The following is a 14982-nucleotide window of genomic DNA, read 5'->3' on the forward strand; positions in this document are numbered from 1 at the left end:
AGAAGGGGAGGTCCGCAATGTCGATCTCCATCAAGCCGCTGGAGGACCGCATCGTCGTCCAGACGGTTGAGGCCGAGCAGACCACCGCGTCGGGTCTGGTGATCCCGGACACCGCGCAGGAGAAGCCGCAGGAGGGCAAGGTCGTGGCTGTGGGCCCGGGTCGTGTCGACGACTCCGGCAACCGCATCCCGGTCGACGTCTCCGAGGGCGACGTGGTCATCTACTCCAAGTACGGGGGCACCGAGGTCAAGTACGCGGGCGAGGAGTACCTCATCCTCTCGGCCCGTGACGTCCTGGCCGTCGTCACCAAGTAGTCGATCCCGGGCCGCTGCCATCGGCGGCGCCCGGGGCGGGCCCCGGTATCGCCGCCCCCGGGCGGCCCCGGGTCCTCATCAGGGGCGGGCATCTGCGGGTGCCCGCCCCTGAGGCCTGCCTGGGGGCGGGCCGGCGCCGAGGGCGCCGGGCCTCAGGCGGGCTCGGTGGAGATGCGCCGGCCGGCCTGCTCGTGGTAGGCGCGCCGCTCGTCCTCGCTCATGCCGCCCCAGACCCCGTAGGGCTCGTGAGTGCGCAGGGCGTGGCTCCGGCACTCCTCCAGCACGGGGCAGCGCCGGCACACCGCCTTGGCCCGCTCGTCCCGACGGCGCCGTGAGCTGCCGCGCTCGCCCTCGGGGTGGAAGAAGGTCGAGGAGTCCATGCCCAGGCATGCTCCGCGGTACTGCCACTCCCACAGGGCGGAGATCGGCCCCGGCAGGCGAGAAGCATCATGCATGAATCGATTCCCCCTTTGGAAGCAACTCGACGGAACGCCATCGGCGACTCACACATAACAGTATGATCGCAGGGCCGGCAAATCAAGAAGATATGCCCGGTTCGTGACGAATGCCCGCGCTTTAGGGGGCATGGCTCGACGTCATTCTTATCTGGAAACGACCGTCACATCGCGTCGCCGGTTTGATGCTCCGATGCGGGCACGGCCATGGAGTTATTGCATCAGCCTATGCCCGGGGGCTGCCGAGGATTGCCGTCGATGTGGTGAATGTCTCGCGGGATGCGGATTACCGACTCCCCGGTCGAATTCGCGATGCCGCCCGGCAGGCGGCGGTCGACCGCCGCCTGCCGGGCGGCGCAGCGCGGTGGCGATATGCGCCGGGGCGCGCAAGGGCCTTACGATGCTCGTGTGAGCGACTCGATCACCAGCCCAGACCTCTTCGCCCCCACCGGACTGACCTACGACGACGTCCTGCTGCTGCCCAGGCTGACCGACGTCGTGCCCTCGGAGGTCGACACCACCTCCCGCCTGACCCGGGGCATCAGCCTGTCCGTGCCGCTGCTGTCCGCGGCCATGGACACCGTCACCGAGGCGGAGATGGCCATCGCCATGGCCCGCCAGGGCGGTATCGGCATCCTGCACCGCAATCTGTCCATCGAGGACCAGGCCCAGCATGTCCGCCGCGTCAAGCGCTCGGAGTCGGGCATGGTCACCGATCCGGTCACCGTGGGGCCGCGGGCGACGATCTCCCAGGTCGACGAGCTGTGCGGGCACTACAAGGTCTCCGGTCTGCCCGTGGTCGATGACGAGGGCGGCCTTGTCGGCATCATCACCAACCGGGACCTGCGGTTCGTGCCCCCCGAGCGGTGGGGCGCCATGGAGGTGCGCGAGTGCATGACGCCGCGCGAGCGGCTCGTCACCGGCAGCACCGGGATCTCCCGGGAGGATGCCAAGGCGCTCCTGGCCGAGCACCGCATCGAGAAGCTGCCCATCATCGACGACCGGGGCCGCCTGACCGGGCTCATCACCGTCAAGGACTTCGTCAAGACCGAGCAGTACCCCTCGGCCACCAAGGATGAGGCCGGCCGCCTCGTGGTGGGGGCCGCCGTCGGGTACTGGGGCGATACCTGGGACCGGGCCGCCGCCCTGGCCGAGGCCGGGGCGGACGTCATCGTGGTGGACACCGCCAACGGCGGCGCCCGGCTCGCCCTGGAGATGATCTCCCGGCTCAAGAGCGATCCCGCCTTCGGCGGCGTGGAGATCATCGGGGGCAATGTGGCCACCCGCGAGGGGGCCCAGGCCCTCATCGACGCCGGGGCCGACGCCGTCAAGGCGGGGGTGGGGCCGGGATCCATCTGCACCACCCGTGTGGTGGCCGGTGTGGGCGTCCCCCAGGTCACCGCCGTCTACGAGGCCGCCCGCGCCTGCATCCCCGCCGGCATCCCGCTCATCGCCGACGGCGGCCTGCAGTACTCCGGCGACATCGCCAAGGCCCTGGTGGCCGGGGCCGACACCGTCATGCTCGGCTCCCTGCTGGCCGGGTGCACCGAGTCCCCCGGGGACCTGGTCTTCGTCAACGGCAAGCAGTGGAAGCGCTACCGCGGCATGGGCTCCCTGGGCGCCATGAGCTCGCGCGGGCGCGCCTCCTTCTCCAAGGACCGCTACTTCCAGGCAGACGTCTCGGGCGACGACAAGCTCATCCCCGAGGGCATCGAGGGGCAGGTCCCCTACTCGGGGGCCCTGAGCGACGTCGTCTACCAGCTGGTGGGCGGGCTCCACCAGTCGATGTTCTACGTCGGCGCCCGCACCATCGCCGACCTCAAGGAGCGCGGGCAGTTCGTGCGCATCACCAGTGCGGGACTCAAGGAGTCCCACCCCCACGATGTCAAGATGACCGTCGAGGCCCCCAACTACACCGGGCGCCAGGAGTCCTGAGGCCCCTGTGGGGCCCGCATCGCCCGGGCCTCCTCAGGAGGGGAGCGGCCAGGAGGTCCGTGCCCCTTCGCGGCCGGGGTTGGCCCGGCTCAGCCACTCGTTGAAGCTGCGCGCCCACTGGCGGTGCGCCCGGGCCTGCCAGGGGACCAGCTCCTCGACGGCCAGCCGGCCGACCTGGGGGTACGCCTCCACCAGCGCCTCCAGGACATCCAGGGTGGCGGCCACATCCACCTCCGCGGTGTGGAGGTCGGCTCCCGCCTCCACGCCGTAGACCGCGCACAGGTCGCTCAGGCGGCGCTTGCCCCTGCGCCACCTGTCGACGCTGCGATCGATGACCAGGGGGTCGGCGATGGGTCCCAGCTCGCGCCTCAGGCGCTGGCGCATGGTGGGCAGGCCGTGGCGGGAGAGCTCGGCCTCCAGGAGCGTGAGGTCGTAGGAGCTGTTGAAGGCCACCACTGGGGTTCCCGCGCTCATCGCTGCGACGAGCCTGTCGCTGACCTCGGCCAGCACCTCTCCCACCGGCCTGCCCTCGGCACGGGCCCGCTGGGTGCTCACCCCATGCACGGCCGTGGCGGCCTCGGGGATCTCCACACCGGGGTCGGCCAGCCAGGTGCGGGTCTCCTGGGCGCGCGTGCCGTCGGGCAGCCGGGGGCCGCGGGCCACCAGCGCGGCGGTGACCAGGCGGTCCCGGCAGGGGTCCACCCCCGTGGTCTCGGTGTCGAATCCCAGGAGCGGGCCCTCCAACCAGGGGGCGGCGGTGGGTGCGGCGCGGTGGGGCTCCGGGTGGCGGGGGGCGTCGGGGCGTGCGTGGCTCATGGCAGGAGCATGCCACCGGCCTGTGACACCGATGCGGGACCTGCCGGGGCCGGGCGCAGGCGGTCGCCTAGGATGCCCGCATGAGCTCAGAGATCGAGATCGGACGCTCCAAGCGGGCCCGCCGCGCTTACTCCTTCGACGACATCGCCCTGGTCCCCGCCAGGCGCACCCGCGACACCGCTGAGGTGCGCGTGGGCTGGCAGATCGACGCCTACCACGTGGACCTGCCCGTCATGGCCTCGCCGATGGACTCGGTGATGAGCCCCCGGACGGCGATCATGGTCGGCGAGCTGGGCGGCATCGGCGTGCTGGACCTGGAGGGCCTGTGGACCCGCTACGAGGATCCCGCCCCGGCCCTGGAGCGCATCCGCCAGGCGCCGCCGCAGGAGGCCACCCGCGTCCTGCAGGAGGTCTACCGGGCACCGGTCAGGCCCGAGCTCATCACCGAGTGCCTCAGCCGCATCCGCCAGGCGGGCGTCGTCGTCGCCGGGAGGCTGAGCCCGGCCCAGACCCAGCGGCACTGGCGCACCGTGGTGGAGGCCGGGGTGGACCTGCTGGTCATCCGCGGCTCCTTCGTCTCGGCCGAGCACGTCTCAGGGGCCTTCGAGCCGCTCAACCTCAAGCGCTTCATCTACGAGCTCGACGTCCCGGTCATCGTGGGCGGGGTGACGACCTACACCGCGGCCCTCCACCTCATGCGCACCGGAGCGGCGGGGGTCCTGGTGGGGCAGGGCGGCGGGGCCTCCTCCTCGGTGCGCCAGGTCCTGGGCCTGCACATGCCCATGGCCACCGCCGTGGCCGATGTCGCAGGGGCGCGGCGCGACTACCTCGACGAGTCCGGGGGCCGCTACGTCCACGTCATCGCCGACGGCTCCGTGGGCAACTCCGGCGACGTGGTCAAGGCCATCGCCTGCGGTGCGGACGCCGTCATGCTCGGCGCCGCCCTGGCCCGCGCCCAGGAGGCACCCGGGGGCGGCTACCACTGGGGCGCCGAGGCCAGGCACGAGCGCCTGCCGCGCGGCTTCCGCAGCCACGTGGGCACCGTGGGCACGATGGCCGAGATCCTCAACGGCCCCTCGGATCGCGCCGACGGCACCTTGAACATCATGGGGGCCCTGCGGCGCACCCTGGCCACCACCGGCTACAGCGACGTCAAGGAGCTCCAGCGCGTGGAGATCGTGCTGGCCCCCTACGAGGCCTCCTGAAGCGCCCTCCCGCGCGGCTCGTGGGGCCTCGACGCCGCGCCGCGGCTCCGGGCCGGGCCCGGGTCCGGGCGTCGAGTGCCGCGCCGGGACGCCCTGTGCGCCCCGGCGCTCAGGCCGCTCAGGGGCCGCGATCCTGGTGGGACGCGCTCTTCGGAGTATTCATGGCGCAGATTGGTGCACCGGGCGGGGAATCTCCGGTACTGTCTTGCCCAGGCAGTCGCCGCGCTGCTGCGTACCGGCATACGGGGGCCTGACACATCCTCCATGCCGATCCCTGCACCACAAAGGAGTTCCACATGGCCCAGGTCACCGCCACCATCGCTTCCAAGGTCGGTCTGCACGCCCGTCCTGCCGCCACCTTCGTCAAGGCCGTCGCCGAGAAGGGTGTTCCCGTCACCATTGCCAAGGAGGGCGGTGCTGCCGTGGACGCCTCCTCGATCCTGGGCGTCATGACCCTGGGGGCCGGCTTCGGCGATGTGGTCACCCTGGCCTCCGAGGCCGACGGCGCCGAGGCCGCCCTGGAGGAGCTCAAGGCCCTCCTGGAGACCGACCTCGACGCCTGAGTCGGGCAGGCCCGGCAGTGGGGGCGCGTCCCGGAAGGGGGCGCGCCCCCACTGCGCCATCGGGCTCACCGCGGATCCGCCGTCGGGCCGAGTGACGGCGGCGGCGCGGCAGGCTGCTGGCCGCCGGGGGGCGGGGCTACTGCCCGTCCCCGCCTGAGGGGCGTCCCGGCACGGGGCGCACCAGCCACCACAGCCCCATGCCCACGGCGATGGCCAGCAGGCCCAGCCCGGACCACAGATTGGCGTTGTAGCCACCGGTGCGGGCCATCTGCCAGGCATCGGTGGCCAGGAAGGCGCAGGCGAGCAGGAAGACGCCGATGAGGCCCAGGGCCCCGGCGATGACCACTCGGATGTCGGTCAGGGAGCGCTTGTTCATATCCGTTCCTGTCTGCTCGTCGCGGTGGCGCTGTGTCAGTGGAAGACGCTGTTGAGGGTGATGACCAGGCCCCCGGCGATGATCGCCAGCGGGATGGGCCGGCGGTACCAGGGCAGCTCGTGGAGGTGCGGGTCGGTGCGCTCGCTCCTGGGCGTCAGCGAGTAGACGAAGCCCTTGAGCTCGGCCTCGGGCTTGGGCCGGGTGACCATGGTGACCGCCACGGTGACCACGACGTCGACGACGAAGGCCACTCCGGCGGCCAGGAAGGCTCCCCCCTGGCCCGGCATGGACAGCACCTCGGTCCACAGCAGGATGTTGACTGCCAGGGCGCCGAGGGTCCCGGCCACCAGCCCCATCCAGCCGGCGGCGGCCGTGGCCCGCTTCCAGAACATCCCGATGATGAAGGTCGCGAACAGGGGCGCGTTGAACATCGAGAACAGCGTCTGGAGGTAGTCCATGAGGTTGGAGTAGTGCGAGGCGATGAGCGCGGTGAGGATCGCGATCGCGGAGGCGGCCAGGGTCGAGAGCCTGCCGATCCTGAGGTAGTGCGCGTCCTCGGCGCTCTTCTTGAGGTAGGCCTGGTAGATGTCCACCCCCCACACCGTGTTGAAGGCCGAGATATTGGCCGCCATCCCCGCCATGAAGGAGGCCAGGAGGCCGGTGATGGCCAGGCCGAGCAGGCCATTGGGCAGCACATCGCGCATGAGGTAGAGGATCGCGTCGTTGTACTCGTAGGCGCCTGTGGCCCCCGCCTTGAGCTGCTGGACCTCGACGACCAGGACGCCCGCGACCATGCCGGGCACGATGACCAGGAAGGGCACCAGCATCTTGACGAAGGTGCCGATGATCGGGGTGGACTGGGCCGAGGAGATGGAGTCGGAGGCCATGGCGCGCTGGACCTCCACGAAGTTCGTCGTCCAGTAGCCGAAGGAGAGCACGAAGCCCAGGCCGAAGACCAGGCCCGCCACGGACAGCGCATCGGAGCTGAAGCCGGAGATGGCGTTGCCCGGCCAGGAGTGGAGCTGCTGGGCGGGATCGGAGCCCGTGGCCAGAGCGCTGCGGGTGATGCGCGCGGTCAGCCCGCCCCAGCCGCCCACGCGGTGCAGGCCGATGATCGTCAGGGGCAGCAGCGCCGCCACGATGACGAAGAACTGGAGCACCTCGTTGTAGATGGCCGCCGACAGCCCGCCCATCGTGATGTAGGTGTAGACGATGACGGCCGCGACGATGAGCCCCACCCACAGTGGCCAGCCCAGGAGCCAGTTCATGATCTTGCCCAGCAGGAAGAGGTTGATGCCCGCGATGAGCAGCTGGGCCAGGGCGAAGCTCAGGGAGTTGACCAGGTGGGCCGCCACGCCGTAGCGCTTGAGCATGAACTCGGGCACGGAGCGGACCTTGGAGCCGTAGTAGAAGGGCATCATCACCAGGCCCAGGAAGAGCATGGCCGGGATGGCGCCGATCCAGAAGTAGTGGAAGGTCGGCATGCCGTACTGGGCGCCGTTGGCCGACATGCCCATGATCTCCACGGCGCCCAGGTTCGCCGAGACGAAGGCGATGCCGGTGACCCATGCCGGCAGTGAGCGGCCTGAGGTGAGGAACTCATCGGCGGTGGTGGCGCGGGCGCGGACCATGAGGCCCACTCCGATGACGAAGGCGAAGTAGATGATGATGGGGACGTAGTCGTACCACTCGGCCTCGATGAGCGTGGCCGAGGCTGGAGCCAGGGTGGAGGACATCGATGTACCTCAGCAATCCGGGAGGGGATGGCGGACGAAGATCACGTCTTTGTCACAGCCTAGCCCCTTCATGCTAGCGGGGAGAAACGCTGAGTGCCCCGCTGGGAGGCCGATGGCACTCCGGCCCGCCCGGTGCGTGATATGGAGGCCCGCGGGGCGCGCGGTGCGGTTGCGGAAGGCCTGGGGCAGGGCGCCGGTAGGGTGGGCGCCATGACGATCATCGCGGCGGCGGACGGATCCGCCCTGGGCAACCCCGGCCCGGCGGGCTGGGCCTGGTATGTGGATGAGGGCTGCTGGGCGGCCGGGGGGTGGCCGAGCGCCACCAACAACCGAGGCGAGCTCACGGCCGTCCTGGAGCTGCTGCGGGCCACCCGGGCCGCGGGGCTGGAGGGGGAGGACCTGCTCATCCAGTGCGACTCCCAGTACGTCATCAACTCCCTGACCACGTGGATGGCCGGGTGGAAGAGGCGCGGCTGGCGCAAGGCCGACGGCAAGCCGGTGCTCAACGCCGATCTCATGCAGGCCCTGGACGAGGCGCTCGCGGGCCGCGCGGTGCGCTTCGAGTGGGTGCGCGGGCATGCGGGCCACCCCATGAACGAGGCGGCGGACTCCCGTGCCCGGGCCGCCGCCACCGCCTACCAGCGCGGGAGTCAGGTGCCCAGCGGGCCGGGATGGCCCGGGGCGGGCGACGGGAGTGGAGGGCCCGGGGCCGAGGCACCGGACTCCGCGGCCGGCGGCCCCGCCGTCGGATCCTTGGCGGCTGATGGCGGCGTCGTCCCCGGGGCGACCGCCGCCCGCCGCGCCCGACTGCGCAAGGAGAGCGGCACGCTGTTCTGAGCCGGCCCGGGCCCCGTCCTGCCGACCGCGTCGTCGGTTGGGCGCGGGCCTCGCCCGTCTTCACAGATCGGGCACAGGGTGGTCATGTCATCGGCATAAGGCGGCTGGACAGGCTTGAGCCATGACCGCAAGCGCCGCCCTGCCCCTCACCCCTCACAGCATCTCCTTCAATGGCCTGGCCGTTGTGCGTCAGCGGCTCCCCACCGCGGTGCTCTTCGCCGCCTCGTCCCTGTCCAGCTGGGTGGTGGACTACATGCTGGTGCTCGCCCTGAGCACCATGACCGGGTCGGTCCTGGGCGCGGTGGTCAGCGCCCGCCTCGTGTCGAGCACGATGAACTTCCTGGTCAACCGGAGCCTGTTCGCCTCATGCGAGGAGGACCCCGCCTCCCTGGGGCGTGCCGTGACGGGCTATGCCACCGTGCAGGCCTGCCTCATGAGTGCCTCCTACCTCGCGCTCGGTGCCCTGACGGTCATGGGAGCGCCCCTGTGGCTGGCCAAGATCCTGGCCGACTCCACGCTCTTCGTGGTCAACTACCTGGCCCAGTCCCGCCTCGTCTACCGCTGACCTTCGACAATTTGCATGAGATCGGCCTTTTCCAGCGCTGGAAAAGGCCGATCTCATGCAAATTGTCGAAAGGAAGGGTTAGAGGAGGGTGAGGGCCTGGCGGGCGATGGCCAGCTCCTCATTGGTGGGCACGACCAGCACGGTCACCGCGGAGCCCGGGGCTGAGATGATGCGGGCCCCCTCAGCGCGCTCCTCATTGGCCGCCTCATCGAGCTCGATGCCCAGGAAGGCCAGGCGCTGGCACAGCTCGCGGCGCAGGCGGGCGTCGTTCTCCCCGATGCCCGCGGTGAAGGTCAGGGCGTCCAGCCCGCCCATGACCGCGGTGTAGGCGCCCACGTACTTGGTCAGACGGTGCAGGTAGACATCCATGGCGTCACGGGCCTCCTGCTCCCCGGCGGCCACGCGCTTCCACACCTCGCGCATGTCGTTGTCCCCGGTCAGCCCCTTCATGCCCGAGCCGCGGTTGAACAGGTGGTCGATCTCATCGATGCTCATCCCGGCCACGCGCGCCAGGTGGAAGACGGCCGCCGGGTCGATGTCGCCGGTGCGCCCGCCCATGACCAGGCCCTCCAGGGGGGTCAGTCCCATGGAGGTCTCCACGGCGTGCCCGGCGAGGACGGCGGAGGCCGAGGCCCCATTGCCCAGGTGCAGGACGACCTGCTTGAGGTCGTCACGGCCCAGGATCGAGGAGACCTCGCCGGAGACGAACTGATGGCTGGTGCCGTGGGCCCCGTATCGGCGGATGGAGTAGCGGTCGGCGACCTCGCGGTCCAGGGCGTAGCGGGCCGCCTCCTCGGGCAGGTCCTGGAAGAAGGCGGTGTCGAACACGGCCACGTGGGGCACGTCGCTCAGCAGGCTGCGGCCCACCTCGATGCCCTTGAGGTGGGCGGGGTTGTGCAGCGGGCCCAGTGGCACGAGCTCCTCGATGAGGGCGACGACGCCGTCGTCGATGAGGGCCGGGCCGGAGAAGTGGCGCCCGCCCTGGACGACCCGGTGCCCCACGGCAACGATGTGGGACTCGGCCAGGGAGGGGCCCTGCTCCTCGAAGAGGCGCAGCACCTGGGCCAGGCCGGTGCCGTGGTCGGGCACCGCCTGGGTGATCTCAGTGGTCCGGCCCCCGTGCTTGTGGATGATGGCACCGGTCTCCTCCCCGATGCGCTCGACCAGCCCGGAGGCCAGGGCCCGGCCGGAGTCGGGGTCGACGAGCTGGTACTTGATGGAGGAGGAGCCGGAGTTGATGACGAGGACGGTGCGCTGGGTCTGCTGGGTCACGAGGGGGCCTTTCAGTGGTGGACGGGGGAGCCGGGCCGCTGCGGACCGGCGGGTCCGCAGCGGATGCGGGGCGGCGGGGCGCGGGCCCGCTCAGCCCTGCGCCTGGACGGCGGTGATGGCCACGGTGTTGATGATGTCCTCCACCAGGGCGCCGCGCGAGAGGTCGTTGACCGGCTTGTTCAGGCCCTGGAGGACGGGGCCCACGGCGATGGCGCCGCTGGAGCGCTGCACCGCCTTGTAGCCGATGTTGCCGCTGGACAGGTCGGGGAAGATGAGGACATTGGCGCGCCCCGCCACCGCCGAGTCCGGCGCCTTCTTGGCCGCCACCGTGGGGTCGACGGCGGCGTCGTACTGGATGGGGCCGTCCACGGCCAGTTCGGGGGCCTTGGCGCGCACCAGCTCGGTGGCCTCACGGACCTTGTCCACGTCCGCGCCCTGGCCGGAGGTGCCGGTGGAGAAGGAGAGCATGGCCACCCGGGGCTCGACGCCGAACTGGACGGCGGTGGCCGCCGAGGAGATGGCGATGTCGGCCAGCTGCTCGGCGGTGGGCTCGGGGTTGACGGCGCAGTCGCCGTAGACCAGGACCCGGTCCTCCAGGAGCATGAGGAAGACCGAGGAGACGATGGAGGTCCCCGGCTTGGTCTTGATGATCTGGAAGGAGGGGACGATGGTGTGGGCGGTGGTGTGGGCCGCCCCGGAGACCATGCCGTCGGCATCGCCCATGTGCACCATCATGGTGCCGAAGTAGGACACGTCCTGGACCTTCTCGCGGGCGTCCTCCAGGGTGACGCCCTTCTTGGCGCGCAGGCGGGCGAACTCGGCGGCGTACTTCTCCAGCAGCTCGGGGTCCTCGGTGGAGACCACGCGGGCGGCGGCGATGTCCAGGCCCAGCTCGGCGGCGCGGGCGCGCACGGCGGTCTCATCGCCCAGGAGCACCAGGTCGGCGATCCCCCGGCGCAGGATCGCGTCGGCGGCCCGCAGGACCCGGTCGTCGTCGGGCTCGGGCAGCACGATGGTCTTGCGCTCGGTGCGGCTGCGCTCGACCAGCTCGGCCTGGAACATGATGGGGGTCACGACGCCGGAGGGCTCGACCTCCAGGGCCGCCAGCAGCCCCTCGACGTCGGCCTCCTGCTCGAAGGTGGTCACGGCGACGTCCAGCTTGCGCTCCGAGCCGTGGGCCAGCAGGCCCCGCAGGGAGCCGGACCGGGAGGCCGCCTCGAAGGTGTCCAGGGGGGAGGCGATGACGGGGATGGAGATGCCCAGGCCCTCCAGCAGGCGCATGGCGTGGGGGGCGACCTGGAAGCCCCCGTTGAGGACCAGGCCGGAGAGCACCGGGAAGCTGGAGGAGGCCTGGGCGGCGGCCAGGGAGATGAGGACGGCGGAGCGGTCGGCCGGCACGATGGCCAGCTGGCCCTCGCTCAGGCGCTCCAGGACGTGGGAGACGTCCATGGCGCACACCAGGACGGACTCGGCCTCGCGCTCCAGGAGGGCCGGGTCCCCGGCGATGAGGGTGCCCTCGACATTGGCCATGACCTCGCGCACGGAGGGGGCGGCCAGCAGCGGGACCTCGGGCAGGGTGGTGGAGGCCACGCCCTCGATGCCGGCCAGTGCCTGGGCCACCGCCTGGCGGGTCTCGGGGCGGCACTTGTTGGCCACGACCGCCACGGTGCGGGCGTGGTTGTCGGCGATCTCGGCGATGGAGACCTCGACGCTGCCCACGACATCCTCGGGGGTGTGGGCGCCGGAGACGACCAGGAGGATGGGGGCATCGATATTGGCGGCCACGCGGGCGTTGATGGCCAGCTCGGGATTGCCCACGACGTCGGTGAAGTCCGAGCCGTCGATGATGACGACGTCGTGCTCGCGGGCCATCGCGCGGTAGGCCGAGACGATCCGCGACAGGGACTCCTCGGGGTCGGCGTGGAACTCGTCCCAGGTGGCGCCCACGCACTGCTCGGGCGGGGTGGTCGAGCTCGCGCGGGCCAGGAGCAGGTTGAGGAAGTCGTCATTGTCGCGCGACTCCACGAAGGGGCGGAAGACGCCCACCTTGGCGACGACTTTGGTCAGTGAGGCCACCAGTCCGAGTGCCACCGTCGACTTCCCGGTCCCGGCGTTGGGGGAGGCGATGTAGATACTGCGCGCCACGTTGGGTCCTTTTCGCATCTGTGCTGTGGGCGGGAGCCGGCGGGACGTTCCGCCGCTCCTCACCGCCCCAGTCTGCCCTGCGAACCGTTCCTTATGCGACCAAGGTCCGTGTGAGTTGTGGAATCGGTGTGAAGAGCCGCATGATTCTGCGGATCGTGGGCGACGCGCGGATCCGCCCGCTCGGCGGGGAGCGGCCGGACATGACGGTCGAGGGGCGCTCGGGGCCCGCGGCAGGGGCGTCAGCCGGTGGGCTCCGTGGCCGTGGGGCGCAGGAGCGCGACGATCCCGACGGCGCCCAGGATGAGGAGCGCTATCGCGGGAAGTGTGACCTCTCTCATGTGATCCAGGTGAAGTGAGGGGTGCGGGTGATCGTCCAGATCCCGCGGAGAAGGCCCAGGCTGGCCGCGCCGGCGAGCAGGGCGCGCGCTGCGAGGGCGCCGATCGTCCCCGCAGTGGTGCAGGAGGCGACCAGGATGCCGTCATCCCGGGTCAGGCGGGGGTGGTCGCGCTGCCATCGATCGACGTCGGAGAAGATCCTCTGGGGAACTCGTCCAGGCTTCCTAGAGCCATGTTCTCACCCCTCTTGTGCGGGAGATCGGCCCCTTTGACGGCGCGAGGCTCACCCGTGCGGTCGTGGTCCGCAGGTCCTCGTGCATGCCCCATCCCTGAGACCCGAGGCTCTTTCACCGTAAGATGCCTCTGGGGGCACGTCAATCCTGGAGAATTCTGATGGCCTGGATTTCTGGTCCAGTGGGAATTGTCTAAATGGAAAGTTATTTAGGGGTTGGTGTAGACGTGCAGGGCTGGGGTGGCTGTGATGGTTTCTTTGAAGGTGTCCAGGGGTCTTCTGTAGTTGTGGGATGGGATCTTCCAGGATTTTATGTGTGCGATGGTTCGCGCGACGACGTATCGGATTTCGTTCAGTGCTTTGTTGGCCTGCTTCTGGGCCTGGGTGAGCTCACCGTTGGGGTGCGGTGATTCCGGTTTCGGTGTAGCCCTTATCCGTGATGCACTGGGAGGGATCGATCAGTTCCAGGATACCGGAGGTGGCGATGGCCTTGGCGTCGTGGACGGAGCCCGGTAGGGGGTCGCAGGTCCACAGCAGCCGCCCGCCCAGGCCCACCATGATCTGCAGGTTGACCCCGGTGCGCTTGTGCTTGCCCGAGGACAGGCCTTGCTGGTCCTTCCAGCTCCAGCAGGGAAGAAGCGTGCCGTCGATGATGTGCGCGCCGGTGCGGAGGACCTGCTCGGCGGTGGCCAGCAGTGGGCCCAGGACCCTGGCGATGATCCGGATGACCACCGCGATCACCCGAGAGATCGTGGGCTGGGAGGCCCCCATGACCTCGGCGATCGCCTCCTGACCGGTGTTGGTGCGCAGATGCATCAACATTGCCTGCAGCGCCTGGAACGGGTCTAGAATGATCTTTGGCGCCAGGGCGTTCTGCTCATTTTGATCCTGCATGGTTCTATGATATCATTAGTGATGATGATTCGTTCCTGAGAGACTCTCGTTTGCGGTCCAGTTCTTTCGGATAAATGAGTCATCAATCAGTTAATACACCGACCCCAGTGCTCCTGGAACAAGCCTCGGAACAACTTTAATTACGCAATGAAAGGGGACTTAATGGAAGTCGTGGCCGTCCTAATTTCTTTAGTGGCGTTGATTGTGTCCGCACTGGCTGCAATAAGTGAACGACGGGCCTTAAGTAACGCTAACACGTTAGTTACAGTAGATCTTCTCAGGGAACATGGTGAACCGCCTTTTGTTAAAGCAAGATTCTATATCGTACGTCAAAACCTTGAGGGTGCTGACATATCTAAGGGACTGCAAGGAATTCCGGACAATCAGCGCCTGCAGGTCATAGAGTTGCTAGCGTTCTATGACCTTATCGCAGCACTCCACGTCCATCGAGTTATCAATACGAAGCCTATTGATAACTATATCGGCGGTGCTGCAATTGGCGTTTATCGCAAGATGGAAGAATGCATTGAGGCGGAGCGAAAAATTCGCGGCTACAAGTATTTGGATCATTTCAAGAAGTGGGTGGGTCATATGAATTCACAAATCCCGAAGTCGTACATAAGCTGAAACTTCAAACTTATTCCGGGGTTCGTTCTTAGGGGTGCTGGGGTCGTTGTATTAACTGAGCGATGGCTCATTTGATCTGAAAGGATCGGATCGCAAACGAGAACCTCTCAGGAATGAGCCGTCATGACCAAGCGTGTCGCGGGCCTGGAGGGGTGCAGTTGAGTCGCCTGGTGGAATTGGCTGTTGCCGAGGTCATGAGAGTGTCCTAGTCCACTATCTCACGGATGATCACGGTGATCACACGGATCCTCGCCAGAGCCCTGGGCCCGATCTCGGCTACCGTCGAAGAGGCCTCCGCACCGGCCTCAACCTGCAAGTGCTGGGCAGTCCCACCGGGCGCCTGCTATGGGTATCCGATCCCTTGCCGGGGGCTGTCCACGACGTCAAGGATGTCACCATCTCCGACAGCCTGGAGGGGAGTGTCCCCTCCGGTTGTATCGCCGATAAAGGCTACACCGGAGCAGGAATCACTGCTACCCTACAAGAAACCGCCCAACGTTGAGTCCATCCAGGGTAGGAAGTAGGGAAACAAATCCCTTAACAAAATGGCTCTTCGTGTTTGAGGGTGTGGTAGGTGGGGCTTATCGGCGCTTTTAGGTGGTTGCGAGGTGGTCCTTGAGTCGTCCGGCGTGGATGAGGCTGCGGGTGGTGTAGTTGGTGAGGTTGCGGAATCC

13 protein-coding genes and 1 pseudogene are annotated in these 14982 nt (G+C 68.8%); 7 read left to right on the plus strand and 7 right to left on the minus strand.

Annotation, left to right across the window (positions count from 1 at the left end):
• Window positions 1-17 precede the first annotated feature (17 nt).
• Window positions 18-314 (plus strand): co-chaperone GroES, encoded by a 297-nt coding sequence (groES, locus tag J5X07_RS05275; protein WP_124932604.1) that lies wholly within the window; start codon window positions 18-20, stop codon window positions 312-314.
• 152 nt (window positions 315-466) lie between these two features.
• On the opposite strand, the gene J5X07_RS05280 is transcribed toward groES, so the two are convergent.
• Window positions 467-769 carry a WhiB family transcriptional regulator gene (locus J5X07_RS05280; protein ID WP_124932603.1) on the minus strand — a complete coding sequence of 101 codons (303 nt, stop codon included), beginning with the start codon at window positions 767-769 and terminating at the stop codon, window positions 467-469.
• Window positions 770-1141: 372 nt separating this feature from the next.
• On the opposite strand from J5X07_RS05280, the gene guaB reads away from it, so the two are divergent.
• The gene (guaB, locus tag J5X07_RS05285) at window positions 1142-2704 is read left to right on the plus strand and encodes an IMP dehydrogenase (protein ID WP_185731962.1); all 1563 of its coding nucleotides are present in this window, start codon (window positions 1142-1144) and stop codon (window positions 2702-2704) included.
• A 33-nt stretch (window positions 2705-2737) separates the two neighbouring features.
• On the opposite strand, the gene J5X07_RS05290 is transcribed toward guaB, so the two are convergent.
• Window positions 2738-3520 (minus strand): exonuclease domain-containing protein, encoded by a 783-nt coding sequence (locus tag J5X07_RS05290; RefSeq protein ID WP_208478898.1) that lies wholly within the window; start codon window positions 3518-3520, stop codon window positions 2738-2740.
• Between the two features lie 80 nt (window positions 3521-3600).
• Between J5X07_RS05290 and J5X07_RS05295 the strand changes: the two genes are divergently transcribed.
• Complete coding sequence (locus J5X07_RS05295) at window positions 3601-4725, plus strand: GuaB3 family IMP dehydrogenase-related protein (protein ID WP_124932600.1); 1125 nt, start codon at window positions 3601-3603, stop codon at window positions 4723-4725.
• Between the two features lie 296 nt (window positions 4726-5021).
• Window positions 5022-5288 carry an HPr family phosphocarrier protein gene (locus J5X07_RS05300; RefSeq protein ID WP_208478899.1) on the plus strand — a complete coding sequence of 89 codons (267 nt, stop codon included), beginning with the start codon at window positions 5022-5024 and terminating at the stop codon, window positions 5286-5288.
• 136 nt (window positions 5289-5424) lie between these two features.
• Here J5X07_RS05300 and J5X07_RS05305 read toward each other — a convergent pair whose 3' ends face one another.
• The gene (locus tag J5X07_RS05305) at window positions 5425-5664 is read right to left on the minus strand and encodes a hypothetical protein (protein WP_208478900.1); all 240 of its coding nucleotides are present in this window, start codon (window positions 5662-5664) and stop codon (window positions 5425-5427) included.
• Between the two features lie 35 nt (window positions 5665-5699).
• Window positions 5700-7400, minus strand: coding sequence for a sodium:solute symporter family protein (locus tag J5X07_RS05310; protein ID WP_208478901.1), 1701 nt, complete (start codon window positions 7398-7400; stop codon window positions 5700-5702).
• A 210-nt stretch (window positions 7401-7610) separates the two neighbouring features.
• Here J5X07_RS05310 and J5X07_RS05315 point away from each other — a divergent pair, with 210 nt between their 5' ends.
• Entirely contained in the window at window positions 7611-8237 is a 627-nt protein-coding gene (locus tag J5X07_RS05315) for a ribonuclease H family protein (RefSeq protein WP_124932596.1), read from the plus strand.
• Window positions 8238-8358: 121 nt separating this feature from the next.
• Window positions 8359-8802, plus strand: coding sequence for a GtrA family protein (locus tag J5X07_RS05320; RefSeq protein WP_208478902.1), 444 nt, complete (start codon window positions 8359-8361; stop codon window positions 8800-8802).
• Between the two features lie 78 nt (window positions 8803-8880).
• On the opposite strand, the gene J5X07_RS05325 is transcribed toward J5X07_RS05320, so the two are convergent.
• From J5X07_RS05325 to J5X07_RS05340, 3 genes and pseudogenes are all read right to left on the minus strand, one after another.
• Window positions 8881-10074, minus strand: a complete 1194-nt coding sequence (locus tag J5X07_RS05325; protein WP_208478903.1) for an acetate/propionate family kinase — start codon at window positions 10072-10074, stop codon at window positions 8881-8883.
• Window positions 10075-10164: 90 nt separating this feature from the next.
• Window positions 10165-12219, minus strand: a complete 2055-nt coding sequence (gene pta, locus J5X07_RS05330) for a phosphate acetyltransferase (RefSeq protein WP_124932593.1) — start codon at window positions 12217-12219, stop codon at window positions 10165-10167.
• Between the two features lie 777 nt (window positions 12220-12996).
• Window positions 12997-13681 (minus strand): annotated as a pseudogene (locus J5X07_RS05340) (transposase family protein).
• Window positions 13682-13843: 162 nt separating this feature from the next.
• Here J5X07_RS05340 and J5X07_RS05345 point away from each other — a divergent pair.
• Window positions 13844-14308: a DUF4760 domain-containing protein gene (locus J5X07_RS05345; RefSeq protein WP_208478904.1), complete on the plus strand. Its 465-nt coding sequence runs from the start codon at window positions 13844-13846 to the stop codon at window positions 14306-14308.
• The last annotated feature ends 674 nt before the right edge of the window (window positions 14309-14982 follow it).

Origin of the sequence: Actinomyces bowdenii (assembly GCF_017592395.1) — a bacterium.
Taxonomy (GTDB): Bacteria; Actinomycetota; Actinomycetes; order Actinomycetales; family Actinomycetaceae; genus Actinomyces; species Actinomyces bowdenii.

What these genes read in the sequence shown, in the direction of transcription:
- groES (WP_124932604.1), top strand. Translation starts at nt 18, where the DNA reads ATGTCGATCTCCATCAAGCCGCTGGAGGACCGCATCGTCGTCCAGACG.
- J5X07_RS05280 (WP_124932603.1), bottom strand. Translation starts at nt 769, where the DNA reads ATGCATGATGCTTCTCGCCTGCCGGGGCCGATCTCCGCCCTGTGGGAG.
- guaB (WP_185731962.1), top strand. Translation starts at nt 1,142, where the DNA reads ATGCGCCGGGGCGCGCAAGGGCCTTACGATGCTCGTGTGAGCGACTCG.
- J5X07_RS05290 (WP_208478898.1), bottom strand. Translation starts at nt 3,520, where the DNA reads ATGAGCCACGCACGCCCCGACGCCCCCCGCCACCCGGAGCCCCACCGC.
- J5X07_RS05295 (WP_124932600.1), top strand. Translation starts at nt 3,601, where the DNA reads ATGAGCTCAGAGATCGAGATCGGACGCTCCAAGCGGGCCCGCCGCGCT.
- J5X07_RS05300 (WP_208478899.1), top strand. Translation starts at nt 5,022, where the DNA reads ATGGCCCAGGTCACCGCCACCATCGCTTCCAAGGTCGGTCTGCACGCC.
- J5X07_RS05305 (WP_208478900.1), bottom strand. Translation starts at nt 5,664, where the DNA reads ATGAACAAGCGCTCCCTGACCGACATCCGAGTGGTCATCGCCGGGGCC.
- J5X07_RS05310 (WP_208478901.1), bottom strand. Translation starts at nt 7,400, where the DNA reads ATGTCCTCCACCCTGGCTCCAGCCTCGGCCACGCTCATCGAGGCCGAG.
- J5X07_RS05315 (WP_124932596.1), top strand. Translation starts at nt 7,611, where the DNA reads ATGACGATCATCGCGGCGGCGGACGGATCCGCCCTGGGCAACCCCGGC.
- J5X07_RS05320 (WP_208478902.1), top strand. Translation starts at nt 8,359, where the DNA reads ATGACCGCAAGCGCCGCCCTGCCCCTCACCCCTCACAGCATCTCCTTC.
- J5X07_RS05345 (WP_208478904.1), top strand. Translation starts at nt 13,844, where the DNA reads ATGGAAGTCGTGGCCGTCCTAATTTCTTTAGTGGCGTTGATTGTGTCC.